Annotated in this window: 22 protein-coding genes; 5 read left to right on the forward strand and 17 right to left on the reverse strand. The window is 67.2% G+C overall.

Going from position 1 to position 24622, the window contains the following annotated elements; translation table 11 throughout:
• Window positions 1-67: 67 nt before the first annotated feature.
• Window positions 68-1288 carry a hypothetical protein gene (locus ACVILH_RS05870; RefSeq protein ID WP_456716881.1) on the reverse strand — a complete coding sequence of 407 codons (1221 nt, stop codon included), beginning with the start codon at window positions 1286-1288 and terminating at the stop codon, window positions 68-70.
• 132 nt (window positions 1289-1420) lie between these two features.
• Between ACVILH_RS05870 and ACVILH_RS05875 the strand changes: the two genes are divergently transcribed.
• Window positions 1421-2605, forward strand: a complete 1185-nt coding sequence (locus ACVILH_RS05875) for a glycosyltransferase family 4 protein (protein ID WP_456712055.1) — start codon at window positions 1421-1423, stop codon at window positions 2603-2605.
• A 6-nt stretch (window positions 2606-2611) separates the two neighbouring features.
• Here the strand turns inward: ACVILH_RS05875 and ACVILH_RS05880 are convergent, their stop codons facing one another.
• The 10 genes from ACVILH_RS05880 to ACVILH_RS05925 all read right to left on the reverse strand — a co-directional run bounded on the left by ACVILH_RS05880 (window position 2612) and on the right by ACVILH_RS05925 (window position 16436).
• A complete protein-coding gene (locus tag ACVILH_RS05880; protein WP_456712056.1) occupies window positions 2612-3787 on the reverse strand; it encodes a glycosyltransferase family 4 protein in 1176 nt (391 codons plus the stop codon).
• Window positions 3780-4802, reverse strand: a complete 1023-nt coding sequence (locus tag ACVILH_RS05885; protein WP_456712057.1) for a polysaccharide deacetylase family protein — start codon at window positions 4800-4802, stop codon at window positions 3780-3782. Before ACVILH_RS05885 ends, ACVILH_RS05880 begins: the two co-directional genes overlap by 8 nt.
• Window positions 4799-6319 carry a lipid II flippase MurJ gene (locus tag ACVILH_RS05890; protein ID WP_456712058.1) on the reverse strand — a complete coding sequence of 507 codons (1521 nt, stop codon included), beginning with the start codon at window positions 6317-6319 and terminating at the stop codon, window positions 4799-4801. Before ACVILH_RS05890 ends, ACVILH_RS05885 begins: the two co-directional genes overlap by 4 nt.
• The gene (locus ACVILH_RS05895) at window positions 6316-7695 is read right to left on the reverse strand and encodes an O-antigen ligase family protein (protein WP_456712059.1); all 1380 of its coding nucleotides are present in this window, start codon (window positions 7693-7695) and stop codon (window positions 6316-6318) included. The genes ACVILH_RS05890 and ACVILH_RS05895 overlap by 4 nt, the downstream gene beginning before the upstream one ends.
• The gene (locus tag ACVILH_RS05900) at window positions 7692-8849 is read right to left on the reverse strand and encodes a glycosyltransferase family 4 protein (protein ID WP_456712060.1); all 1158 of its coding nucleotides are present in this window, start codon (window positions 8847-8849) and stop codon (window positions 7692-7694) included. The genes ACVILH_RS05895 and ACVILH_RS05900 overlap by 4 nt, the downstream gene beginning before the upstream one ends.
• Window positions 8846-11116, reverse strand: coding sequence for an exopolysaccharide transport family protein (locus ACVILH_RS05905; protein ID WP_456712061.1), 2271 nt, complete (start codon window positions 11114-11116; stop codon window positions 8846-8848). The genes ACVILH_RS05900 and ACVILH_RS05905 overlap by 4 nt, the downstream gene beginning before the upstream one ends.
• 24 nt (window positions 11117-11140) lie before the next feature.
• Window positions 11141-12295: a glycosyltransferase gene (locus ACVILH_RS05910; RefSeq protein ID WP_456712062.1), complete on the reverse strand. Its 1155-nt coding sequence runs from the start codon at window positions 12293-12295 to the stop codon at window positions 11141-11143.
• Between the two features lie 375 nt (window positions 12296-12670).
• Window positions 12671-13363 carry a DUF2848 domain-containing protein gene (locus ACVILH_RS05915; protein WP_456712063.1) on the reverse strand — a complete coding sequence of 231 codons (693 nt, stop codon included), beginning with the start codon at window positions 13361-13363 and terminating at the stop codon, window positions 12671-12673.
• Between the two features lie 70 nt (window positions 13364-13433).
• Complete coding sequence (locus ACVILH_RS05920; RefSeq protein WP_456712064.1) at window positions 13434-14756, reverse strand: DUF3422 domain-containing protein; 1323 nt, start codon at window positions 14754-14756, stop codon at window positions 13434-13436.
• Window positions 14757-15752: 996 nt separating this feature from the next.
• Entirely contained in the window at window positions 15753-16436 is a 684-nt protein-coding gene (locus tag ACVILH_RS05925) for a DUF3387 domain-containing protein (protein WP_456716882.1), read from the reverse strand.
• Between ACVILH_RS05925 and ACVILH_RS05930 the strand changes: the two genes are divergently transcribed.
• The 3 genes from ACVILH_RS05930 to ACVILH_RS05940 all read left to right on the forward strand — a co-directional run bounded on the left by ACVILH_RS05930 (window position 16423) and on the right by ACVILH_RS05940 (window position 18492).
• Window positions 16423-16650, forward strand: coding sequence for a type II toxin-antitoxin system Phd/YefM family antitoxin (locus ACVILH_RS05930; protein ID WP_456717167.1), 228 nt, complete (start codon window positions 16423-16425; stop codon window positions 16648-16650). The two genes, ACVILH_RS05925 and ACVILH_RS05930, sit on opposite strands and share 14 nt — an antisense overlap.
• Window positions 16651-16950: 300 nt before the next feature.
• The gene (locus tag ACVILH_RS05935; RefSeq protein WP_456712065.1) at window positions 16951-18255 is read left to right on the forward strand and encodes a PQQ-dependent sugar dehydrogenase; all 1305 of its coding nucleotides are present in this window, start codon (window positions 16951-16953) and stop codon (window positions 18253-18255) included.
• 63 nt (window positions 18256-18318) lie between these two features.
• Window positions 18319-18492 carry a hypothetical protein gene (locus ACVILH_RS05940; protein WP_009030065.1) on the forward strand — a complete coding sequence of 58 codons (174 nt, stop codon included), beginning with the start codon at window positions 18319-18321 and terminating at the stop codon, window positions 18490-18492.
• Window positions 18493-18716: 224 nt separating this feature from the next.
• Here ACVILH_RS05940 and ACVILH_RS05945 read toward each other — a convergent pair whose 3' ends face one another.
• A complete protein-coding gene (locus ACVILH_RS05945; RefSeq protein WP_456712066.1) occupies window positions 18717-19598 on the reverse strand; it encodes an NAD-dependent protein deacetylase in 882 nt (293 codons plus the stop codon).
• Between the two features lie 45 nt (window positions 19599-19643).
• On the opposite strand from ACVILH_RS05945, the gene ACVILH_RS05950 reads away from it, so the two are divergent.
• Entirely contained in the window at window positions 19644-19796 is a 153-nt protein-coding gene (locus ACVILH_RS05950) for a hypothetical protein (RefSeq protein WP_456712067.1), read from the forward strand.
• Between the two features lie 3 nt (window positions 19797-19799).
• On the opposite strand, the gene ACVILH_RS05955 is transcribed toward ACVILH_RS05950, so the two are convergent.
• From ACVILH_RS05955 to ACVILH_RS05975, 5 genes are read right to left on the reverse strand one after another with little or no spacing between them, the layout of a single operon-like run.
• Window positions 19800-20705, reverse strand: a complete 906-nt coding sequence (locus ACVILH_RS05955; protein WP_456712068.1) for a polysaccharide deacetylase family protein — start codon at window positions 20703-20705, stop codon at window positions 19800-19802.
• A gap of 4 nt (window positions 20706-20709) precedes the next feature.
• Entirely contained in the window at window positions 20710-21507 is a 798-nt protein-coding gene (locus tag ACVILH_RS05960; RefSeq protein WP_456712069.1) for an ABC transporter permease, read from the reverse strand.
• On the reverse strand, window positions 21507-22373 hold the full coding sequence (locus ACVILH_RS05965; protein ID WP_456712070.1) for an ABC transporter permease: 867 nt from the start codon (window positions 22371-22373) through the stop codon (window positions 21507-21509). The genes ACVILH_RS05960 and ACVILH_RS05965 overlap by 1 nt, the downstream gene beginning before the upstream one ends.
• Complete coding sequence (locus tag ACVILH_RS05970; RefSeq protein WP_456712071.1) at window positions 22370-23449, reverse strand: ABC transporter ATP-binding protein; 1080 nt, start codon at window positions 23447-23449, stop codon at window positions 22370-22372. The genes ACVILH_RS05965 and ACVILH_RS05970 overlap by 4 nt, the downstream gene beginning before the upstream one ends.
• On the reverse strand, window positions 23446-24480 hold the full coding sequence (locus ACVILH_RS05975; RefSeq protein ID WP_456712072.1) for an extracellular solute-binding protein: 1035 nt from the start codon (window positions 24478-24480) through the stop codon (window positions 23446-23448). Before ACVILH_RS05975 ends, ACVILH_RS05970 begins: the two co-directional genes overlap by 4 nt.
• Window positions 24481-24622 lie beyond the last annotated feature (142 nt).

Raw genomic sequence — 24622 nt, forward strand, 5'->3', positions numbered from 1 at the left:
CCATCGGGTTAACGGCGTCAGCGAAACCCGGACGTAGTGGCGGCTCGACCGGTGTCCGGCACGCCGATCACGTCCGCGGTATGCGAAACATATAGGTCTCATCGGCATTGAGGCCGTCGACAAAGAAGCGGCCAGGCGTCACGTCGATGCGACGCTGCAACCCATCCCATCCCCAGACCTCGAGGCTGCGCGCCCACGCCGGCAGCTCGATTTCCACGGCACGGCCAGGCCGGTCGGTCCAGCCGGCAATGTTCTGCCACACGATCAGCTCGGCATCCGCGCCGCTCAGCCGATACAACGCGAGGCGGCGGTCGATCGACACGATCCGCATGTGGCCGGCGAGCTGCAGCACCGTCTTCAGCACCTGGCTGCGCGCCTCCGGGACCCACGGGTCCTTGCCGCTGGCCATGGCGTAAGCGAGACCGTCGACATCCGGCGTGTCGCCGAGATTCCACGGGAAGGCGATGACGGACACCGGCGAGCGGCCATCCTTCCCGACGACGGCGAGCTGATCCCAGATCGCACTCAGAAACAATCTGGCCGCGACCTGCTCGCCCTCCCAGGCCCCGGCCCGGGCGATGTTGAACTCGGTGCTGTAGAAGTTGACGTCGCGGGTCAGGCCCATCGCCTGCTTGATCCGATCGAAGCAGGTCTGCACCGAGAAGGCACGTCCCCTCGTCATCGGATACCCGCGGTCATTGTAGTAGGTGTGCAGGTCGATGCCGTCGAGCCGCCCATCCGCGAGCAGATCGGCGATCGCCGGGCCGTAGCCGCGCAACGTCGCATCGCCGTGCGAATTGCAGGTCGCGAAGCCGCCGGGAACCACGCGCAGCTTGGGGTCGATGCTGTGGACGCCGTCGGCCAGCCCCGCCAGCGCGTCGTGATAGTCCTGGCGCGGGATCGTCGCCTGCACGTCGGGCTCGTTGACCGCCGTGAAGATCGTCGCGCCCCAGTCCAAAATACCGTTCTCCCGGCCCCAGTCGCCGCCGGGGCGAAACCGCTTCGCCATCGCCGCTCCAGCGGCGAACCAATCCTGATAAGAGCCGATCGGCTGCGGCGGGTTCAGCGTCTGATAGCTGCCCTCATATTCGAGCAGGATCAGCGGCGTGATGCCGTTCTTGTGCGCCTCCAGCATCGCGGCGTCGAAATCCCGCGGCGTCGGCACCCGCGCCAGCGTGCGCCAGCCATAGGAATCCATCCGCCCCATCCGCGCGCCGACGCCGTGCAGCGCCTGATAGAGCTCGCTGCTCTTGCCGGCGAGATGCGTCACGAGATTACCGCCGCCGATGCGATCGCGGATCGTGGAACCGTTGAGATCGTCGGCAAGGCCAGGCCTTGCCGAGCCAAACGTTAAGAGCGCTATGCTAATGACCAGCAGATTGGAACGAAGTCGCAAGGCCTAATCCCGTAAATATCCGTAATGACTTTTGAGATCGTCCAGGTCGTTCAAGAGATAAGCAATGCCGGCGGCGTGGAAACCGTCGCCATCGAGCTGGCGCGCGTTTTCGGCCGGAATGGTTTATCGAATGTCGTGCTGGCGAGCGCGGTCGCCGAGAATCTCGAACGGTCGATCAAGGTGGAGCGCGTCGCGCCATGGCTGGCGCGGATTCCGACCCGCGGAGTGTTCCGGCACATCGGCCGCGCCATCGTGGTCCCCCTGTTCACGCTGGCGGCCACGCGGGCGCTGGCGCGTCATCCCGACGCCGTGGTCATCAGCCACGGCGACAGTCTCAAAGGCGACGTGCTGATCGTCCATGCGGTCAATGCGCAGAGCCTTGCAGAGAAGCGCGCCGCCGGCCGCTGGCGCTGGCTGCTCAACCCGATGCATCTCTGGGTGGCCTTGCGCGACCGCTTCATGATCGGCGGCCTGCGCTATCGCGCCTTCGTCGCTGTCTCCGAGAGGGTGACCGCGGAGCTACAACGCATCTATCACGTGCCGCCGTCGCGTATTCACGTCATCTCCAACGGCATCGATCTCACCCGGTTCAAACGCGACGAAAGAGCCGGCCAGGAGATCCGCCGCGAGTTCGACATTCCCGCCGACGCACGCGTGCTGCTGTTCGTCGGCCACGAATTCAGCCGCAAGGGACTGGCCCATGCCGTCGGCGCGCTGGAGAAGCTCGGCGATGACGCGTGGCTGCTCGTCGTCGGCTCCGACAATCCCGCTCCCTACAAGAAGCTTGCGGACAAGGCGCGTGACCGGTTGATCTTCGCCGGCGCACGCGCCGACATGCCGGCGCTCTACTCCGCCGCCGACGCCTTCGTGCTGCCGACGAGCTATGAGACCTTCTCGCTGGTCTGCATGGAGGCGATGGCCTGCGCCGTGCCGGTGTTCGCAACCCCGGTCGGCGGCATCGAGGACTATCTCCACGACGGCATCAACGGCTTCCGCATCGAGATGGACGCTCAGGACATCGCGGCGAAGATCGCCGCTGCCTTTGCCGATCCCGCTCTGCTGGAACGCCTGCGCCAGGGGGCACAGACCACCGCGCAGGCCTATGGCTGGGATCAGGTCGGACTGACCTATATCGAGCTGCTGCGACGGATCGATGCAGCCAAGCGCGAGGCGAGCCGGTCGACGATGCCGCTGTCAGCGAAAGCGTGAGGCTCGCTAGCTCGCCCGCAGCGGCCGCGGCGCTGTCAGGCGCGAGGCATCTCTCGACTGATCCGCCGCTCGGCAGGCGGCTTCGATCGCGGTTGCGACTGCATCGTAGGTGAATCGCTGGAGCACATTGGCCCGTGCGGCCTGAGATTTTGCCTCCATCCGAGTTCGATCTGCGTTGAGCTCGTCGAGCAATTCACGCAGGCGTTCGGGATCCTGCTCCGGCACGATCCAGCCGCCGGCGCCGATGACGTCGGGAATGGCGCCGCAGGTCGATCCGATCACCGGAATGCCGCAGGCCTGCGCCTCGATGATCACCCGGCCGAACTGCTCGCGCACTGCGTTCGTCGTCCGCGTCAGCAGCAGCAGCGCATCGAGGCTACGCAGGAACGCGGCCACTTCGGCAGGCGCGGCCCAGCCCTGGAACGCGACGCGGCTACGCAGACCGAGCTCGTCTATGCGCTGGCGCAGATGCGCCTCTTGCGGCCCCTCGCCCATGATGCTCAGCGTCGCTGCCGAAGGGCTGCGCGCGAGCGCCTCCAGCGCATCATCGAGCCCCTTCTCGACCACCAGGCGTCCGACATAGCCGAGCCGGAGTGGTGATTCCGAGGACCGTACGATGGGCGTCTCCGCCGGCGCGAAGGTCGCGAGATCGACACCATAGCCGATCGGCGTCACCGGACCGGTGTAGCCACGCGCCCGCACGACCTCGGTCGCATCGGGGCTGCGCGACAGGATGTGATCGGTGCGGCCGAGGACGAATTTGCGGATCGTCTCGAACGGCGGCGGAAGCCGCTTGAGGATGTTCTGATCGACCTCGAGCACCAGCGCCGCGCGCCCGCGCAGCATCTGCGCCTGCAGCGCCACAATGCTCCACGGCTCCTCCCAGAGATGGATGACGTCGGGATCGAGCTCGCGCAGCAGGCGGCGCAGCGCCGGGTAGAAATGCAGGTACCATTTCATCGGCCCGGCTTCGGACAGCCGGATCGGCAGCCGATGCACGGGGAATCCGTCGTCCGACGCCGGCGCCTGGATTGTGCGGCCGAACTCTTTCCAGACCTCGGGCATCACCAGATGCAGGTCGACATCGGGGCGCGATGCAAGGAAACGATAGCGCAACCGGCCGGCCTCGCTGCTGGTGGCCGGATGCGCGATCGAGACGATCCGCAGGCGCCGGCTAGACACGGCCCATCACCCGCGCTGCAGCCCCGCTGAGACCCGTCAGATGCAGCTCCATCGCCGCCAGGCTGCGATGCGCGCCGTTCATGGTGTTACGGGGAATCGAGAATGCATCCTGGCCGGAGTGAACCAGACCCTTGCGCGTCGTCGCGGCGCTGGCAAATCCCGCCTCACGCGCCAGTGCGAAATCGCGCGGACCGCAATCGGCCGCGCGGCCGTAAGGAAAGGCGAAGTGCCTGACCTCGATGCCGAGCCGCGCGTTCAGGCGCAGCCGCGCGTCGGCCAGCTCCTTCAGCGCGTCCTCGGGTGACAGTGACGAAATCCGCGCATGCGATACTGTATGCGCGCCGATCTCGACCAGCGGATCCCGCGCGAGGGTCTCGAGCATGTCCCAGGAGATCGCGTGCGTCCAATGCATCGCCTCGATGTCGATGCCGTTGGCGGCGCAGAACGCGGCGTAGCAGCCCGCGGCCTGCGGACCATCCCAGCGCGCCGCGACCTCGGCGAACACCGCGCGGCGCTGCTCGTCGCTCGACGGCGCGATCCGCTCACCGTCGATCCAGAGGCTGTTCGTGTTCAGCAGCGCATCTTCGAGGCCCGCGGCCCACAGCGGCAAGGTGCCGTCGGGAATGCCTGTTGTCACGAACAACGTCACGGGGACGTTGTGACGACGAAACACAGGGAACAGAAGCTCGAAGGTGTCGCGATAGCAATCGTCGATCGAGATATTCACATAGCGGCCGGCCGGCTCGTCGCTGGCGGAGCGGCGCAGCGCTTCATCCATCGTCACCACGTCCCAGCCCTGTTCCAGCACATAGGCCAGGAAGCGATCGAGGAAACCGGCATCGACGTAGAAGTCGCGATTGGGCAGACGCTCCCACTGGTCGGACGGCGCCGTGCGATGGAACGTCAGGCAGCAGCCGCGCGGGCCGAGCACGCGATCGGCGGCCTTCGCGAGCGGCAGGACGAATGCGCTGGAGGCCATCATGGCCTTGGCGGCGGCGAGGGCCAACAGGGTCAACTCAGCTCTCCCTTCATCTTCAGCGTGCGACGCACATGCCGGAATGCCGAGCCCACCACGTTCGGCAGCAGAATGCCGATCGCGAAGGCGAGGCAGATCAGATAGGCGACGCCGCCGGCGAGCAGACGCGGCAACAGGCCCGGCACGGCGTTCTGGATCATCATGCCGAGCACGGCCATCAGCGCGGTCGGCAGCAGCGCCAGGCCGATCACCAGCAGCAGCTTGCGCGCATCGCCGAGCACGAACACCACGCCGAGCAGCAGCACCAGGCTACGGATCGCCTCGCCGACGCCGAGCAGCTGCATGCCGGCTGCCGGCGACGGATCGAACAGCGGCATCAGCAGATTGAAGCCCATATTGGCGAGATAGGCGCAGACGATGATCAGCGCCGCCACGCCGTTGCGGCCGGCGCCGTTGAGCAGACGGATCAGGATCCAGCCGAGCGTCGCAGCCCAGACGCCGCAGGCGATACCCTTGAGCGCATGCGAAGTCAGGAGCAGCGCCTCGTCGCCGAAAGCGCCGCGGAAATAGATCAGGCGCACGATGTCGGTCGAGAACACCAGCAGGAACGCCGACGCCGGCAAGGTCAGCGCCAGCAGCGGCCGCAGCAGCGCCTCGGTCTGCGCGCGCGGATCGCGCGGCGCGTGCTGCGACAGCACGGCCATGCCGAGCGGCTGGCTGATCAGGAGCAGCGCGCTTTCGGTCAGAGAGCGCGCGTAGTCCAGCGAGGCGACAGCGCCCGTCGTCAGCCGCGAGGCGGTGAAGCGCTCGATCCAGACATTGCCCTGCTCGGCCAGCGGCAGCGCAAGCAGCACGCGGAGCCGGCGGAAGAACTCGATGCCCTTGTCGATGACCATGCGCGCGGTCAGACCGGAGACGCTCAGCGCGCCCTCGCGCCACAGCGAGAACAGGCCCCAGGCCGCAAGTCCGTTGAAGGCAACCGTGAAGGCACAGGCGAGCATATAGGCGTCGCCGCTCAGCACCAGCAGGCCGATGCCACCGATGACAGCGACGTTCAACAGGCTGGCACGGAGATTGGTCAGCCGCGTACGGCCGAGCGCGATCTCGCCTGCCGCCAGCACGTTGAGCACGGCGGAGGCCGGCATCGCGAGCGACATCATGCGCACGAAATGCAGCGTCAGCACGCGGCCCTCATCCGAGAAGCCGCCGACGACGGCATTCACCCAGATCTCGCCGAGCAGCAGGATCACCGCCATGACCAGCGTCGAGACCGCAGCGATCACGATCGTCAGCGCGCCCAGGCTGCGCGCGGCATCAGGACGCTGCAGCGCCTCGCGATGCATCGGGATCATGATCGCCGGCACGCTTTCGTTCTGCAGGAAGGCGAGCGGAATCAGCACGGCGGCCATGGCAGCGCGAAAACCGTCGGCGATGAGGGTCGCGCCGAGCACATGCGCCATCAGCACCTCGCGCGCAAAGCCCAGCAACTTGCTGGCGAGCGCGCCGCTGATCAGGAGCGCACTGAAGCGCCGCAGCGAAGGACCGGAGGCGCTCATGTCGCCTCCTCGGCCGGAAGGGCTGGAACGAGCAATGCCGCGAAGGTCCAGAACAGGAAGCCGTTCTCGCCCGAGGTGATGTTGGCGAGCGGCAACTGCACAAGGGCACCGAGCGCCAGCGCGCCGACGATCACGGCGTCCGGCGATCTGTCGGACCACGCCGCGGCCAGCGCGTTGCCGATCGCCCACAACAGCGCCGTCAGGCAGAAGCCGCCGATGACGATGCCCATCGTCAGCCAGCAGGCGATGATCATGCCGTCGACCGGCATGGCGCCGGCGGCGCCGACATCGGTGATGGTGAAGCCGGTGCCGAACAGCGAGCTGTCCGGCAGATTCCACAAGGTCACGAACTCCTGCAATCGCTCCTGCGCGCTGCCGTCCTTGGTGCCCTCACTGAGCGATGAGAGGCGGTCCGCCACGACATCACCGAAGGGCGTTAGCGTCGCGGCCAAGACAACGGCGACGGCGAGGCTGATGAGGATCAAGCCGGCGCGACGGCGGGTCTCCGCAAACAACAGGCAGAACAGCAGACCGACCGCGAGCGAGATCCAGGCGGTGCGATACATCGACAACAGGAAGCCAAGGCCGGCCGGCAGCGCCAGCAACAGCGCCGGCCACGAGCGGCGGCCGAAGGCGATCAGCAGCAGGCCTGCCGCTGTGAAGGTGGCATAGGCCGCAGGCGCATTCATCGTGCTGAACGAGCGCACGCCGTAGGGAACGGGCTGGCCGATCGAGATGATCGGCGCGAACTCCATCCAGTAGCGATCCCAGTCCGGCGGATCGACATATTGGTAGAGCGCGTAGAGACCGGTGACCGGAAGAATGATCACGAAGGCGGAGGTGGCGGCATCGATCATCTCACGACGATCTGCGCTCAACATCAGCACGGCTGCATAGAGCAGCGGCGCCAGCCATTTCAGCGGACCGGACGCGGCATTGTTCCAGTCTGCCTGGGCAAGCGAGAGCAGACCCGCATAGACGACGCACATCGCGACGATGCCGAGCGGCCAGATCCAACGCGCCGGAACCTGCCGCTCTTCGAGCAGCCGCGGCAGCGACAACACCGGCGCGAGGATCGCGAACAACGGGCCGATCAGCATCAGGCCGAGCTGATCATAGCCGGCCGAGAGATCGACGAGGCGGCGGACGAAGGGCGCGAAGCTGAACAGGATCAGCGCGGCCTGCAGATGCACAGCCGGCCCCTGCCGCCACGCGTACCAACCCACGCCGCCACAACCGAGCACGAACAGCGCCCGCGAGGCGCCGCCGAGCACCCCGGGCACCAGCGCCGTCACCGCGAGCACGCCAATCGCCGCCGCCCAGCCAGGCAAGCGCCAGTCGCGTTCGGATGGAGCGGAGGTGAGGATCGTGCTCACACCGCCGCTCCCGCGCGGACGTTGCGGATCAGCAGTCCGATCGAGTCGAGCATGCGCGTCAGGCTGTATTGGGTGCGCGCGCGGCGCGAGGCGTAGGCAAGTTGCGGCGCCAGAACGGAGGGCTCCGACAAGACGCTGTCCAGAGCTTCAGCCAGAGCGCGCGCATCGCCCGGCGGCACCAGCATCCCGGCCCGGCCGTGCTCCAGAATATCCGGCGCGGCGCCCGCATCGGTGGCGATGACGGGGACGCCGGCCAGCATCGCTTCGACCAGGGTGCGGCCGAACGGCTCCGGATCGATCGACGGATGAACCATCACATCGACCGCCTGCATCAACAACGGCACATCGGCGCGATGGCCGAGGAAGTGAATGCGATCGGTGAGGCCGAGCTCGGTGACCTGCCGCTTGAGCTGCGCCGCGTAATCCTGCTCACCAAACAGCGCGTCGCCAACGATGATGCCGTGAACACCAGGCAGTCTGGCCAGCGCCTCGACCAGCACGTGCTGTCCCTTCCACTGCGCCAGTCGGCTGAACACGCCGACCAGCGGCCCCGGCGGCAGGCCGAGCCGCTGCCGCAATTCCTGGCGCGACACCGGGACAGGCTCGACGGACAGACCATTGGGCACGATCTCGATCAGCGAGCGCCGTCCGCCAGCCTCGATGAACGCGGCGGCCGCTGCTTCCGAGGGGACGACAACCTTCGCCGCGAAGCGGTTGGCGAGAAACACCTGCGTCCGGCGCTGCATCACACCGAAATGCGCCGGGCTGATGATGTCGTGAAGATGCCAGATCAGCGGCTTGCGCGCGACGACATTGGCGATGGCAGCCAGCACGAACGCCTTCTGCGAGTTGGCGTAGACGACGTCATGCCGGCGCGCGAGGCGGGCCAGCTCGGCGGTGATCGCAGCCAAGCCTCCGGCCAACGGCAATGCCTTGAGCCAAGAGCTGTCACGCCGGAACCGCGACAGGCCGATGCCCCAACGCGACACGGCGACAGAGAGCCCGCGGTCGGACAACGCCTTTGCCAGTGGGCCCTGCTCGAACAGGAAGGCCGATGACTCCTGGCGCCCCTGCACGACATCGAGCAGGATCAGCTCGGCTCCGCCGATCTGCCCGGTGTGATCAACGAACAGGACGCGTTCGCCCGACATCATCCGGCCTCGGCATAGGCTGCAGCGGATGCCGCCTGCCCCGTGGCCGTGGCGCGCGGCTCGGCTTCGGCCATGGTGACGACGATGCCGACGTCGGCCGCGCCAAGCGCCCGGCTCTTGGTCACGGTCGCAACCGCCGGCTCGATCAGGGAGCGATCGCTGCGCACGCAGACGATCACCCAATCCGTGCCGGCCAGGAAGTCGTCCCGCTGCGACGACAGCGGCGTATCGACGATGACAGCGTCATAGCCATCGAGACCGGCGAGCAGGCTGTCGAGACTGATCACGTCGAGGATGTCGCCAACCGGACCGGCCGCGACTCCGGCGGGCAACACATCGAGGGACGGATGCGCCGTGCGCAACACCATTTCGTGCAGCGGCCGGCCATGCTCCAGCGCGCCCAGCCAACCCGGGCTCGGAGCAAGCGCCATGACCTGGGCGACGCTCGCATGCGCGATATCGCACTCGACCAGCAGCACGCGACGGCCGGCAGCGGCAAGATGCTCCGCGAGCACACAGGCCATCGTCGTCTTGCCGTCGCCGGCGTCAGGCGAGGTGACGACAAGCCGCTGCGGTCGCGCGGACGCGTCGAGCCCCAGCTCGTGAACCAGGTCGTGCAGCATTACTTGGAATTCCACGTCCTCGGAGGCGAGGCGCAGAACGTGCGGGATCGCGAGCGGCTGATGACCCTGCAGGATGGCGCCCAGCGCGGACATCTGGCGCAGGCTCTTCAGACGGGGCAGGCAAGCGAGGATCGAGACGTCGGCGACGCTGGGAAGATGAGATTTCCGCTCGGACGCCGGCGGCTCGTTGGAGGCGGCTGACAGTTCCGCCTGCTCTGGCAGATCGGGAACGCTGGCCGGCGCATCAGCGATGGGAGTGACGACTTCGCTGCCGGCCAACTCCGGCACGGGCGCCGGAGATGTCTGAGCGGGACGCAGACGCGCCAGCGGATCGACGAGCAACGCGGCGGCGACGCCGAAGATGATCGCGAGAGTCAGGCCGGCGGCCAGGAACGGCACCTTCTTCGGGAAGAACGGCTTGCTCGGCAATTCGGCGAGGCTCACGAGACGCGTGCTACCGCGCAGGACGCGTCGCTCCGTCTCGAGCTCACTCGCCTTCTTGTAGAGCTCGGCATATTGCTGGCGCTTGATCTCGGTGTCGCGCACCATGCTCTCGATCGATGCCTCGTCGAGCGTGGCCGAGCCGGCCTCAGCTTTGGCGGCGTCCATCTGCTTCTTCAGCGAGCTCACCAGCGCATTATTGGCATCGAAGGTCTTCTGCGCGCTCGCCGCGATGGTCTGCATCTCCTCCAGCAACCGCTGCTGAATCGTCGCCTGCTCGCGCGTCAGCGCCAGGATCGACGGATGCTTCGGACCGAGCACGCCGGCCGCACTGGCGAGCTGCGCGCTCACGGTGGTCAATTGCTGCTTGAGGTCGGCGATGGTCCGGCTCTGCAGCACCGACGGCGCATCGGTCGGGCCACGCTCCTGCTCGGACTTGATCTCCTGCAGCCGCGCGGCAGCCTCGGCGCGGGCGGCTTCCGCCTGCGACAGTTGCTGGCCGATGCTGGTGAGACGTTCCGAGGAGATCGGCGCATTCGCGCCGCGCATCAGGCCCTTGGTGCGGCGGAACTTCTGGATCTTGTCGTCGGCCTCGCGCAGTTGCTGATCGAGCTGCTTCAGCTCCTGCCACAGCCAGGAGCTCGCGACCTCGCGGCTGTTGGCGCCTTCGGTGCGCTGATCCTCCAGGAAGGTCTGCGTCAGCGCGTTGGCGAGCAGCTTCGCTACCTCGGGGCTGCCCGACTGATACGAGATGTTGATGACGCGCGAGCGCCCAGCGGAGGCGATGCTGAAGCGGCTGTCGACGTGATCGATGAAGGCGCTTGGCTCGGTCTTGAGGCGCTGGCACGCATCTAGCGATCCCCACATCCGGCCGCGCTCGCATTCGCCGACCACGGCGTCGACGACACCGGGCGACGACATGATCTGTCGCAGCAGGCGCGGCGAACGGATCACCAGCAGTTGGCTTTCCATGTCGGCGGGATCGCCGATCTTCTGCGCCCACGCGGCCGACGTGTTGGCGCCCGGCTCCTGCTCGGCGATGATCACCGACGCTGTCGCGAGATAGCGCACCGGAAGCAGAACGAGAGCAGCGACCGCGATCGCCAGCACCGTGCCGGCCACGAGCGCGAACACGCCGCGGCGGCGCCAGATCCGGGCAACGGCATCAAAGCCGGACAAGGCCTCGTTGAGAGCCGCCTGCCTCATGATCTGCACTCACACCACATGTCGCTACGCGATCAGACGGGTCGCGCGGCCTTGATGGCCGTCACGGAAATGATCGAGCTCCTCGTTGACCGCCGCCACGAACTGGCTGCGGAAGCGCTCGGCCGTGAAGAAGCCGGCGCGCTGGCGGCAATCGAGGCGCGAGATCGATTTCTCCCTGGCCACGAACGACCGCACGCAGGCGGCGATCGCCTCGGGCTCCGGCGAATCGAAGAACATGCCGGTCGGGCGCGGCCCGGTCGTGAGGATCGACTCGCGCGCGCCGCCGCGGCCAAGCGCCAGCACCGGCGCGCCTTCCGACTGCGCTTCCACCGGGATGATGCCGAAATCCTCCTCCGCCGCGAACACGAAGGCCCGCGCGGTCGTCATGAGGTCGCGCAATTGCTTGTCGGGCACGAAGCCGGCGAATGTCACGTTCGGCCCCGCGATCGCCTTCAGGCGCGCCGCTTCCGGGCCGTCGCCGGCGACGACCAGCTCGAGGTCCGGCATCGCATTGAAGGCGCGGACGATCGGCTCGATGCGCTTGTAGGGCACAAGCCGGCTCGCGGCGAGGAAGTGGTTGCCGACGGGCAGGATCGCATCGCGCTGCCCGATGGTCACCGGCGGATAGATCACCTTGGCGTCGCGGCCGTAGATCTTCTTGATACGGCGGGCGACAAATTGCGAATTGGTGAAGATGGCGTCGGGACCATGCGCGGTGCGCGCGTCCCAGATCCGCATCTTGTGCAGCAGCGCGCGGGCGATCCAGCCCTTGACGCCCGTCGCGTAGCCGCTCTCCTGCAGATATTGGTGCTGCAGGTCCCAGGCATAGCGCATCGGCGAATGCACATAGGCGATGTGCAGCTGCTCCGGCCCGGTGAGCACGCCCTTGGCCACCGCGCAGCTCGATGAGATCACGAGATCGTAGCTCGACAGATCGAGCTGCTCGATCGCGAGCGGCATCAGCGGCAGATAGGAGCGGTGATGCTTTCGCAGAAACGGCATGTTCTGCAGGAAGCTGGTGTGCGACTTCTCGAAGCCGAGCCTGGCGCGATCCTCGGGACGCAGCAGGTCGAACAGCGTGAAGACATCAGCGCCGGGATAGCAGCGCAAGATCTCCTGCAGCACCTTCTCGGCACCACCGAGAACGTAAAGCCAATCGTGGACGATCGCGACGCGCATCGCACTCTCCCAATTCCCGGGGTATTTAAACAAACCCTTAAGGGAGGTGTTCACGCGCACAAAACCAATCCTAAACTTCTAGTTAATCGCCCTTCTCCTCCGACCCGTCGAATCCGCTGCTAACAAGTAAGGATCAATTAAGGATCGGCAAGCCGCATGCGTCTCAGATGATGCCAGATGTGTGCCGGACCAGAACGCGAAACAAGGCTTTGGCCCGCTTTGGCACACTCGGGCACCATAGGCGGTCTTGCTTAACAGGCCCTTGCGATCGGCAATGTCTGCGCCGAGCATCATCGCTCGCGACGACCGCGACCACGCGCCGCGGCGTTTTAGTTAACGCGGGCCGCTGCACACGAACGTGATGGCGGCGCGCGGTCAACCGGCAATGACGAGCTGGGCGATCGCATAGCCGTGGCGGATGGTGCGGTTCCGCACGGGATCGACGAGCTCGAACTCGAAACGATCGGCCGGACGGATGCCGCCCTTCGCTGCAAATGTTCCGCCGAACATCGCGGTGCCCTCGGGCAGGCCGGCCTCGCCATAGCGGCGCGCGATCAGATCGGACGGCGGCAGCATGCCGCTCAGCGCGCCCTCCTGGTACAGCACGCGCTCGCCATCAATGGTGGCGTAGGCGCGCAGCATCAGCTGGTCCCAATGCGCGGCGACGTCATCGACCAGCCACAGCTCCGGCGCCACCGGCTTGTCGCACATCTGCTTCGACACGGTGATGTTGTAGGTCTCAACCTTGCGGTCGGTATGATCGGAGCCGACGCCGACGTAGAGACGCCCGCCGGATTTCACCAGCACGAACTCGACCTCGCCGGAGGAGTCGCCGCCGGAGACCTCGATGCCGTCCGTCGTCGTCAGCCGGCTCGCCGCGACCTCGTAATAGATCGGCGTCGTCGCCGGGCGGGGGATGCCGAGCTCTTCCAGCTCGGCGATGTGCTTATCGCGCGCGACGGGATCGCGCCCGGTCCAGCCGGCGATGACGAGGCGGTGCAGCGTAAGCGGCTGCCGCGTTGCCGTTCCATCCGCGTGAACCAGGAAGTCGATCGTCGCGCCGCTCATCGTCGCATTGCCCCTTGAACACCAGCCCGCCGCTTAGCCGCACCCGGGCATGCTGGCAAGCGCGGTCCACTCAGTCCTTTGCCCTCTCCGCCTCGTGATCCTCCTTGAGATGCCGCTTGCGGATCTGGTGGGTGGTGAACCAGATCAGCGCGATCGCGACCGGCACGAAGGCGGCGGTGGCGAAGGTCGGATCGACCGGCAGGCCGGCATCATGCGCGCCCTTGGCGAGATAGCCGAACAGGCTGACGACGTAGTAGCCGATCGCGGCCACCGACAGGCCCTCGACCGTGCTCTGCAGCCGCAGCTGCAGCTTGGTGCGCTCGTTCATCGAGCGTAGCAGGTCGCGGTTCTGCTCCTCGAGCTCGACGTCGACGCGGGTGCGCAACAGGTCGGCGGCGCGGGCCAGCTTGCGGGACAGATTGTCCTGCCGGCGCTCCAGCGTGTTCAGCGTTCGCATTGCCGGCGCGATGCGCCGCGACAGGAACGACGACCAGCTCGAATAGGGCGTGATCGGCTCGCCCTCGATCACGGTGAGCCGCGCCTGCACCAGGTCCCAATAGGCGCGGCTGGCGCCGAAGCGGAAGAGCGAGCCGGTGGCGCCGCGCTCCAGCGACGCCGCGAGCTCGGTGAGTTCGTCGAGCAAATGGTTGTTGATCTTCAGCGTCTCGGCGCCCTGCATCTCCGCCAGCACCTCGCCGAGCCGCCGCTCGATGCGGTCGACCTGCGGCGCCAATTCGAGGGCGGCGGGCAGGCCGAGCAGCGCCAACGTGCGATAGGTCTCGAGCTCCAGCACGCGCTGCACCAGCGCGCCGAGCCGCTCCGGCGTCGGTCCCTCGATGCAAACGAGGATGCGGGTGAAGCCGTCGGCATCGAGCCGGAAGTCGGAGGCGAGCGCACCGATCGAGCCCTTCACCGCAACGAACGCGAGACTGCTCTTGTCGAACAGCGCCTCGGCGCGCTTCACCGGATCGGTGACGCTTTCGACACCGAGCTTGACCGCGACCAGCAGCTCGCCGGACAGCTTGAGTTCGCCGATCAACGCCTGCAGCTCCGGCGCGATCTCGCCGAAGGCGAGCTTCGGTGCATTGGCCGGCGGGCTCCAGATCCAGGTGAAGGTGGCGAACTCCGAATGCTGCTCCCAACGCAGCCGCGCGGCGCCGATCACCACCTGATGATGCTTGATGCCGGGCTCCGGCGCCGGCGCGCCATGTTGCGCGCAGAACGACGCGAGGCTGTCGCGGTCGGCAGTCACGCTGTCGCCCTTCGCCATGACGGCGAAGCGGATGACGGAGACCGGCGGCGTCAGCGGCGTGAAGGGGCGCGCATGCACCTCGTTGAGCACGCTCTCGCGCAGGGCATGCTGGGTGAACGCGGACATGTCGAGCGCGGTCATCGCGAGCGACCGGATGCGGGAGCGATGCCGATGGCTGCGACTCGCGCAGCGCCTGAATTGACCACTCCGATCATCCCCCGCTTCCCCCGACTTCTGATCTCGCTTCGCGCGCCCCACCGGCGAGCGCGCGCAGTGTTCAGCCACTGTAGCGCAATTCGATGACCGCGCCACGGCCCCGGCGGTGCGCGCCGTCGCAGTTCGCCGCGTCTTCCGACTCACCGACGCGCCCCGCTCCGACGGCGGTCGACTCCCCTCCCCCACGCCGCAATCGCGTCAGCGATTGTCGGCAAGCGGGGAGGGGTCGGGGGTGGGGGTCCCCACCGCACGCTTTTCATCGATCGCAGACACACCAAAACCTCCCGCGGCGCTTCCGCGCCCGAGATCATGTTCAGCGACACCCTCCGACAATGCCGAGGGCGCAGGGAAGGCCGGACCTCGACTGAGGCCCGTGGCCCGCCTGCGGAAAAAAATGCAGGCGGCAGGTACCACAGGTTCAGCCGGACAGACCCGGCCCTCCCGCGCGATGGGTTTAACGGCTGCTCCGAGCTCTCCCCGGGGACCGGGCTTGTTTGCCCCCGTCACCTGATGACACGTCATGTCACCTGAGGCTTAGCGCCAGCATCGGGGCGCCAGGACCACACGGCTTGACCGTCCGCGAACTGCCAATCGTCCATCGCAAAAGCACCTGACAGGCCCGCGGCCACCGCTCCCCGCCTCAACGTATCGTGACGACGCGTACGCCCCTCTGCATGAGGACGGGATGTAGGGAGTAGAGCATGATTTCGGATTTCTGGCAATAGAAATTTTTCGAGCGAGTAGACCGCCCCGCATCACCCAGGACGGTCCTCACGGCAGCGCTGCCTCCCCTCGCCCTGAGGAGCCCGCCGTAGGCGGGCGTCTCGAAGGGCGAGGCCTGGATCGGGGCCTCATGGTTCGAGACGCGTCGCAAGGGCGACGCTCCTTACCATGAGTGGCGCGCTCCAATCCGACGCTATCCTACGCCACCGCCCACTCCCGCGACAGCTCCTCGGCCTGCTCCAGCACGGTACGCGTCGCCTTTTCCTGAAGATCCGGCGGATAGCCATATTTGCGCAGGATGCGCTTGACCAGAACGCGCAGATTCGCCCGGACGTTCTCGCGCATGGTCCAGTCGATCGTGACGTTGGCTCGAACAGCTTTGACCAGCTCGCGCGCGATGGTGCGCAGCGCGTCGTCGCCGAGCACCTTCACGGCGCTGTCGTTGGTCTCCAGCGCATCGTAGAAAGCCACCTCGTCGTCGCTCAACCCGAGCTCGACACCGCGTTGCGCCGCGTGCCGCATGTCCTTGGCGAGCTGGATCAGCTCCTCGATGATCTTCGCGGTCTCGATCGCGCGGTTCTGGTAGCGCAGCAGCGACTGTTCCAGCATCTCCGAGAACGCTCGGGCCTGCACGACATTGCGGCGCGATCTCGTCTTGATCTCGCCTTTCAGCAGCTTCTGCAGCAGCTCGACCGCGAGATTGCGCTGCGGGCCAGCGACCCGGGAGATTGGTGGTCGATGATTTGGGAGGGGGATGCAAGTCCCTCCTGGGGCGCTGTGGAGATGTCGCGCACGGCGGCCGTTGCATCCGGATAGCCCATCCGGGAGACTGGCACGGTTCCGTTTTGCCGAACAAGGGAGCGATGCCGTGAAAATCCAGATCGCGGATGCCGCAGAACGGCTCGACGAACTCGTCCGCCGCGCGGAGGCAGGCGAGGAGGTGGTTCTCGCAGAGGGCGACCGGGAGGTCGCGCGACTGGAGCGGATCACACCAGCCAGACCAGGAGCAGACGGGACGGCTCGCAGCAACACGCTCGGCGAATTTCTGCAGACGTCGCCGCTATGCGGTGCCGCTATCGATGTGAGCCGGCTGTAGGACGGCTAAGCGGAGCGAATGGCATCGAACGTATAAAGATCGTTGCGAGGCGAGGCGGAGTCGGGAGCAATCTGGTCGTTCGCACCGCCCGTGTGGACCCCCACCCCCAACCCCTCCCCGCAAGGGGGAGGGGAGCCCAGGCAGCACGCTCAATGGATGGCATTCTTGGCCGGTTCCGCAGCCCGCGTCTGCGGGCACGCAGTTGTCACGGCGGACGTGGTAGATCATAACGACAGCGTCTTCCGCCGTCGCCCGACGGCCACTCACCACATTCGTCTGCCCAATCCCGACAGGACTCCCATGACAACCCTCTCCTCCATCGTCGCGCGCGGTGTCGCGCTGGTTGGCAATGCGGCGCTGCAGTGGCGCAAATTGCAGGGGGACACGCCGCAGCCGGCGTGGGGGGCGGCGCCGCAGATTCCGCAGGCGAAGCCGCAGGGGATGCTGCCGACCTTGAAGATGCCGACGGCACGCGGCTGGAAAGATGGCGAGACGCCGGTGGCGGCGCCGGGGCTGAAGGTGAATGCGTTCGCGACCGGGCTCGATCATCCGCGCTGGATCTACGTGATGCCGGACAGATCGGTGCTGATCGCGGAGGCGACGCAGGTGCCGAGCCCGGTGCGCAACATGTTCGGCTATGCGATGCAGGCGACGATGCGCCGCGCCGCCGCGCTCGGCGTCAGCGCCAACCGCATCACGCGGCTGGTCGATGCCGACGGCGACGGCACCGCCGAGAAGCGCAACGCGTTCATGGAGAATCTCAGCCAGCCGTTCGGCATGGCGCTGGTCGGCGACACCTTCTATGTCGGCAACACCGACGGCATCGTCGCCTTCCCCTACTCTGCCGGTGCCGAGCGCATCAGCGCTGCCGGCAAGCGTCTCACCACGTTCAAGCCGGGCGGGCACTGGACGCGCAGCCTGCTGGTCAGCCCCGACGGCACCAAGATCTATGCCGGCGTCGGCTCGCTCAGCAACATCGCCGAGCAGGGCATGGAGGTCGAAGAAGGCCGCGCCTGCATCTATGAGCTGGACATTGCCAGCGGCGCGTCGCGTATCTTCGCCGCCGGCCTGCGCAATGCGGTCGGGTTGGCGTTCGAGCCGAATACGAAGGTGCTGTGGACCGTCGTCAACGAGCGCGACGGGCTCGGCGACGAGACGCCGCCGGACTATCTCACCTCCGTGCGCGAGGGCGGCTTCTATGGCTGGCCCTATTGCTATTGGGGCAAGACGGTCGACGACCGCGTGCCGCAGAATCCGGCGCTGGTGGCGACCGCGCTGACGCCGGACTACGCGCTCGGCGGCCACACCGCCTCGCTCGGCCTGTGCTGGCTGCCCGCGGGCACCCTGCCCGGCTTCCCGCAGGGCATGGTGATCGGCCAGCACGGCTCGTGGAATCGCAGCAAGCTGTCCGGCTACAAGGTGGTGTTCATCCCGTTCGAGAACGGCAAGCCGTCGGGCCCGGCGCGCGACATTCTGTCCGGATTCCTCGCGCCCGACGAGAGCTTCTCCTACGGCCGCCCGGTGGGCGTGACGCTCGGGCCGGACGGCTCGCTGCTGGTCGCCGACGACGTCGGCAACTGCATCTGGCGCGTGACCGCGGCGTAGCGGAACCGGGCTGGCCTCGGGCCGTTGTCGCCGGGACAACGGAACAGTCCCGAGGAGAGTCCCATGGCCGACAACGTCAATCCGAACCAGAAGCAGCCCGGCGAGAAGCAGGAAGGGCAGTATCACTACAATCCCGGCAATCAGTCGGGGAAGACCATCGATGTGGGCAAGCCGGAAGGCGAGCAGGTCAACAACAAGGACCGCATCGAGCAGCGCGAGGAGCCGCAGTCGCGGTAAGGTGTTGCGCTCGTGTGAGCCCATTTGGCTCGTGAGCCCAGCTTTCGCACCGACGACGGTGCGCTCTCTCTCCCCGTTCTTCACGGGGAGAGGGCTGGGGTGAGGGGCGGCCGCGCGGGCGGTATCAGTTGGACCCGCGCACCGGAAGTGGCCGCGGATAGACCTGTACCCCCTCACCCGCGCAAGCCAGACGATCTCGCGACTCACGCATTGACGCTCGCTCCCTACCCCTCCAACAAAAACGCCAGCGCCTGATCGCACGGCGCCTCGACCTTCAGCGACAGCAGATCATCCGCCCGGGTGCGACCGAGATTAACGGCGGCGATGGGGATGTTGCGGTCGGCGGCGGCGCGGACGAAGCGGAAGCCGGAATAGACCATCAGCGAGGTGCCGACCACGAGCATGGCGTCGGCCTGATCGACGTGATCGCGCGCGGTCGCGACGACCTCGCGCGGCACGGTCTCGCCGAAGAACACGACATCGGGCTTGAGGATGCCGCCGCAGGCGCGGCAGGCCGGCACGGTGAAATCGGCGAAATCGACGCCGTCCAGATCGGCATCGCCATCGGGCGCGTCCGCGGCATCGTGCGCGAGCCAATGCGGATTGGCGTGCGCCAGCTCGTCCTGGAATTCGGCGCGCGACAGGGTCGCGCCGCAGCCCATGCAGCGCACGCGATCGAGCCGGCCGTGCAGGTCGATCACGTTGCTGGCGCCGGCGGCCTGGTGCAGGCGGTCGACGTTCTGCGTCACCAGCAGCGAGCTCTTGCCCTGCGCCTCCAGCCGCGCCAGCGCGTGATGCGCGCCGTTCGGCTGGGCGCGGCCGAAGCGCCGCCAGCCGACCATGCTGCGCGCCCAATAGCGCCGGCGGGTGTCCTCGCCACCCATGAAGGCCTGGTAGGTCACCGGCGGCGTGCGCTTCCACTGCCCGTCGGTGTCGCGATAATCGGGAATGCCGGAATTGGTGCTGCAGCCGGCGCCGGTGAGAACGACGATGCGGCTGTGGCTGTCGAGGAAGGCTTTCAGCGCTGTGGGATCGACCATGGCCTCGCACATGTAGTCGCCGGAACCCCGCTGCGCCAGACCGTCGCAGCGCGGGGATGCCGACATGAACCAATGCGCGCCGCAGCGCTTGTCCCGCCGGGAGGGCCTGCCATGACGCCACGCAACGGACACGACCGCGGCCTTTGGCCGCTGGAGGAGCCCGACGACGAGTTGCCGGCCGAGGACGAGCGCGACCTCGCCACCGGCGAGGGCGGCGACATCGAGCTGCCGCTCACGCCGGACGACCTCGCCGAGGACGACTGAGCGTCAGCGTGCCGGCGGCACTGTCGCGAGCCAGTGCCGGGCGATGTCGGCGCGCGGCGCGATCCAGGCGGCGCCGCTGCCGGTGATGTGCGCGAGAATGCGGTCGAGCGCACCGATGCGGCCGGGGCGGCCGATCATGCGCAGATGCAGCCCGATCGAGAGCATCTTCGGCGCGCTCGCGCCCTCGCGCGCGAGCCAGTCGAAGGCGTCGATGACGTAGTCGGCGAAATCGGCGCCGCGGAAGCGCGAGCCGTTGAAGAACTGCATGTCGTTGCTGTCGAAGGCGTAGGGAAGCACCAGATGCGGCCGGCCGGCGACGTCGACGTAATACGGCAAGTCGTCATTATAGGCGTCGCTGTCGTAGAGGAAGCCGCCCTCTTCCACCAGCAGACGGCGCGTGTTCGGCGAGCTTGCCGAGCGCGTATGCCAGCCGACCGGCCGATGTCCGGTGACGCGCTGGATGGTCTCGACCGTGCGCGCGATCACCCGCCGCTCCTCGGCCTCGGCCATGCCAGCATGGCTCTCCCAACGCCAGCCATGCGCGGAAATCTCGTGGCCGCGCGCGACCGCATCGCGCGCGAGCTCCGGCGAACGCTCCACGGCGCGGCCGCAGGCGCTGACCGTGACTTTCACGCCGTGCGCATCGAACAGGTCCATGATCCGCCACCACGCCGCGCGCGTGCCATATTCGAAATGGCTGTCAATGCAGGGATCGGGGCCGTCGAGCCGGTGCACGACCTCGTAGATCGCCTCGTTGCTCGCATCGCCGTCGGAGATCGAGAACTCCGCGCCCTCCTCGAAATTCACCACCAGCGACACCGCGACGCGCGCGCCATCAGGCCAGTGCGGCTGGGGCGGCTTGCCGGCGTAGCCAACGAGATCACGGCGAAAGGCAGGTTGTGAGCTCATCGAACTAGTCCGCGGTCCCGGCCATGCGGTGCAGCCCGACCAGGCGATCGCTGATCAGCAGCAGCACGAGCGTGCCGGCGAGAATGAGCGTGGAGAGCGCGGCGAGCGTCGGGTCGGGCGCCTCCTCGATATATTGCAGCATGCGGATCGGCAGTGTCTTGGAGCGGACATCGGTCAGGAAGATCGACACCGGATAGTTGTCGAACGAGGCCAGCAGGCTGAACAGGCCTGAGATCAGGAACGACGGCGCCAGCGCCGGCACCATCACGCGCAGCACGCTACCGGCATAGGTGCAGCCGAGCGTGCGCGCGGCCTCGATCAGGGTGAAGTCGAACCGCGAGAGCCCGGCGATCATGGTGCGCGCGACATATGGAAGCGTCACCACGAGATGCGCAACCAACAGCGCGCTCCCGGTCGCGGTGAAGCCGATCATGCGGAAATATTGCAGCAGCGCGATGCCGAGCACGAGGCCGGGCATCATCAGCGGCGAGACCAAGAGCGTGCCGAGCGCGGTCGCGCCGGGCAGCTTGCCGCGGGCAATGGCGATGGCAGCCAGCGTGCCGGCGACCAGCGACAGCGCGGTCGACAGCAGCGCGATCTGCAGCGACAGGAATAGCGATGGCCAGAAGCCGTCGAGCCGGCCGATGCGGCCATACCAGCGCAGTGAGGCGCCCGACAACGGCAGGTCGAACACCGGCGTCGGCGAGAACGAGGCGGCCGCGATCACGGCGAGCGGCAGCACCAGGAACAGCGCGAGGCTGATCGCGAGCACCCAGCAGATGACGATAGCTGCTCGCGACATCACTTGGGCTCCCGCGACAACAGCGTGCTCAGCGCGACGACGATGACCGCGATCGCCAGCAGCACGACGCCGGCGGCGGCGCCGAAGCCGGGCTCGCGCGCCAGCAGGTAGGCTTTCGCAATGGTGGTGGCGAGCGTCGGATATTTCTCGCCGATCAGCAGCGTCGGCACGACATAGGCCGAGACCGACAACGAGAACACCAGCGCGACACCGGCGATGATGCCGGGCAGGGTCAGCGGCAGGATGACACGGACAAACACAACCGGCGGCGAGGCGCCGAGGGTCGCCGCGGCCTCCGCATAGCGGCCATCGAGCTGCGCCACCACGGCGTAGATCGGCAGCACCATAAAGGGCAGGAAGATGTTGACGGCGCCGACGATCAGCGCCGTCTGGGTGAAGATCATCCGGATCGGATCCTCGATGATCCTGAGCGCAATCAGCACCGTGTTGATGAGGCCGTCGCTGCGCAGCAGGATCGTCCAGGCGAACGCCTTGACGATGACCGACGCCGCGAGCGGCAGGAACAAAGTCGCTAGCAGGATGGAGCGGAGCGCGCCGCGCGCACGCGCCAGCGCGAAGACGGCGGGATAGGAGATGAGGAAGGCGATCAAGGTCGTCAGCAGGCCGAGCCGTAGCGAATTCCAGATCACACCGAGATAATAGGGCGTGCCGAGCAGCCGCACATAATGGGCAACGGTGACGCCGCCCTTCGGATCGAGCACGCTGACGCCGAGCAGCAGCGCCAGCGGCAGCACGAACACCAGCGCGATGATCAGGAGCGACGGCGCGACGAAGCCGAACGCGGCGAGCCGCTCGCGATCCGGCGCGGGCTTGACGACAGGGGCCGGCAGAACTGCGTCGGTCATGGCGGGGCTTCCGCAGCGAAAGCAAACGTCTCGGCGACCGGCCAGGCGAAGCGAACCTCATCATGCACGCGCGGCAGCTCGGCTTCGCGTCCCGACAGTTCGGCTAGCAGGCTGGCGCCGGCACCGGCGTCAACATCGACGAGCGTCCGCGAGCCCTGGAACACCACCGAGCGCACGCGACCGGACGCGGCGTTCGCGCCGTCCACGGCGCCGAGCCGCAACTGCTCCGGCCGGGTCGCCACGATCACCGACGCGCCCGGCTGGAACGCGCCGCGCGCCGACAGCCGGCCGACCGGCGTCACCACCTCGACCATCCCGTCGCTGCCACCAACCACCTGGCCCGCGATGCGCGTCGAAAGGCCGACGAAGTTCAGCGCGAACAGACTGGCGGGTCGGGCATACAGCTCGCGCGGCTCGGCGAGCTGCTCGATGCGCCCCTTGTTCATGACAGCGACGCGGTCCGACATCGTCAGCGCCTCGTCCTGGTCGTGGGTGACGAAGATCGCGGTCGCCTTCACCTCCTGCAGCAGGCGGCGCAGCTCGACCTGCATCTCCTCGCGCAGCTTGCGATCGAGCGCCGACAACGCTTCGTCGAACAGCAGCACGTCGGGTTCGACAGCGATCGCGCGCGCCAGCGCCACGCGCTGCTGCTGACCGCCCGACAAGGCCGAGATGCGGCGGCCGCCGAGATGGCCGAGCTTGACCAGCGCCAGCGCCCGCGCCACCGCGCGGTCGATCTCGCCCCTCGGCGTGCCGCGCACCTTCAGCCCGAACGCGACGTTGCCGGCGACGGTGAGATGCGGAAACAGCGCGTAGCTCTGGAACACGACGCCGACATTGCGCCGGTGCGGCGGGACATGGGTGACGTCGCGTCCGGCGAGCTGGATCGTGCCGCTGTCCGGCGGTGCGAGGCCGGCGATGGCGCGCAAGAGCGTGGTCTTGCCGCAGCCGGATGGGCCGAGCAAGGTGACCAGCTCGCCGCGCCGGATGGTGAGGTCGATGCGCTCGAGCACGGTCGCCGCACCATAGCGCTTCGAAACTCCGCTGATGACGAGATGCGGCGCGGCCTCGCTCATGTCATCTCCTTGCTCCAGCGGTCGACCCAGCCGGCGCGGTTCTTGGCGATGAAGGCCCAGTCGGGCGCGAACAAGGATGCGGGATCGGGGTAGCCGGCGGGCAGCGGCGTCGCCTGGTTGGTCGGCGCGATGAAGGCAGTCTTGGCCAAAATGCTCTGTGCTTCCGGGCTGAGATAGAAGTCGATCACGGCATCGGCGAGATCGCCGGCCGGAGCGCCTGTCACCTTGGCGATGCCCGACGGCATCGAGAAGCCGCCATCCCTGGGGATCGCGAGATCGACCGGCGAGCCGTCCGCTTTCCGGATCAAGGTGTAGGCCGAGAACTGGCCGCCGATCATCCAGGCTTCGCCCTGCTCCAAGAGATTGATGGCCTGCGGCGCATTGGTATAGACGTTCAGCAGATTGGCCTTCAGGCTCTTGATCTTCTTGAAGCCGGCGTCGATGTCGTATTGCGCCTCCTTGTAGGGCTTGCCGGTTTCGAGATGCGCGGCCGCCAGGAGGGTCCAGAAGCCCTCGGTGTTGGACAACGACGGCACGACGATCTTGGAGTCGTATTTCGCGTCCCACAGCTCGGCCCAGCTCACCGGCGGCGTCTTCATGCGTTTGGTGGAGTAGGCGATGCCGGCCCACGGCTTCTGATAGTTGGCCCACATACCATCCTGATGCACGCTGTCGCCGACCAGCTTGCCGAGATTGGGAATGCTGGAGGACGACATCTTGGTGATCAGCCCTTCGGCGGCCGCGGGCAGCATCACCGGGTCGTCCATGATCACGACCGAGATCTTCGGGCTCGCCTTGTCGGCCTGCATCTTCTGCAGATTGGTCAGCGAGTTCGTGCCCTCATAAAGCACCTTGCAGTCGAGCTTCTTCTCCAGCACCGGAAACAGGTCGGCGTTGAAATATTTCGCGGCACCGGCGGGGCCGCCGATCACGATCTCTTTCGGGGCGGCGCGCACCAGAGCGGGCGCGGCGAAGGTGGCGGCGAAGGCCGCACCTGTCTTCAGGAGGCTGCGGCGGGAGAAGGCGTGCATGAGATGATCCCGTGTGAGCTGTCGCGTGGCTTGTATGGAGGGGATCAGCAAGCGTCGTGCCAAATGTGCACATTTTTATATTATTGCGTAATGCCAGTGGCTTGACGCTTTTGCACGTCGCGTAGACGGCCCAGCGGCGGGC

The organism is Bradyrhizobium sp. USDA 4353 (assembly GCF_054063215.1).

Coding starts and splice junctions, on each gene's coding strand:
- ACVILH_RS05950 (WP_456712067.1), top strand. CDS start 19,644: ATGACGCCACGCAACGGACACGACCGCGGCCTTTGGCCGCTGGAGGAG.
- ACVILH_RS05875 (WP_456712055.1), top strand. CDS start 1,421: ATGACTTTTGAGATCGTCCAGGTCGTTCAAGAGATAAGCAATGCCGGC.
- ACVILH_RS05940 (WP_009030065.1), top strand. CDS start 18,319: ATGGCCGACAACGTCAATCCGAACCAGAAGCAGCCCGGCGAGAAGCAG.
- ACVILH_RS05920 (WP_456712064.1), bottom strand. CDS start 14,756: ATGACCGCGCTCGACATGTCCGCGTTCACCCAGCATGCCCTGCGCGAG.
- ACVILH_RS05915 (WP_456712063.1), bottom strand. CDS start 13,363: ATGAGCGGCGCGACGATCGACTTCCTGGTTCACGCGGATGGAACGGCA.
- ACVILH_RS05935 (WP_456712065.1), top strand. CDS start 16,951: ATGACAACCCTCTCCTCCATCGTCGCGCGCGGTGTCGCGCTGGTTGGC.
- ACVILH_RS05965 (WP_456712070.1), bottom strand. CDS start 22,373: ATGACCGACGCAGTTCTGCCGGCCCCTGTCGTCAAGCCCGCGCCGGAT.
- ACVILH_RS05910 (WP_456712062.1), bottom strand. CDS start 12,295: ATGCGCGTCGCGATCGTCCACGATTGGCTTTACGTTCTCGGTGGTGCC.
- ACVILH_RS05960 (WP_456712069.1), bottom strand. CDS start 21,507: ATGTCGCGAGCAGCTATCGTCATCTGCTGGGTGCTCGCGATCAGCCTC.
- ACVILH_RS05900 (WP_456712060.1), bottom strand. CDS start 8,849: ATGATGTCGGGCGAACGCGTCCTGTTCGTTGATCACACCGGGCAGATC.
- ACVILH_RS05905 (WP_456712061.1), bottom strand. CDS start 11,116: ATGAGGCAGGCGGCTCTCAACGAGGCCTTGTCCGGCTTTGATGCCGTT.
- ACVILH_RS05890 (WP_456712058.1), bottom strand. CDS start 6,319: ATGAGCGCCTCCGGTCCTTCGCTGCGGCGCTTCAGTGCGCTCCTGATC.
- ACVILH_RS05975 (WP_456712072.1), bottom strand. CDS start 24,480: ATGCACGCCTTCTCCCGCCGCAGCCTCCTGAAGACAGGTGCGGCCTTC.
- ACVILH_RS05955 (WP_456712068.1), bottom strand. CDS start 20,705: ATGAGCTCACAACCTGCCTTTCGCCGTGATCTCGTTGGCTACGCCGGC.
- ACVILH_RS05970 (WP_456712071.1), bottom strand. CDS start 23,449: ATGAGCGAGGCCGCGCCGCATCTCGTCATCAGCGGAGTTTCGAAGCGC.
- ACVILH_RS05945 (WP_456712066.1), bottom strand. CDS start 19,598: ATGTCGGCATCCCCGCGCTGCGACGGTCTGGCGCAGCGGGGTTCCGGC.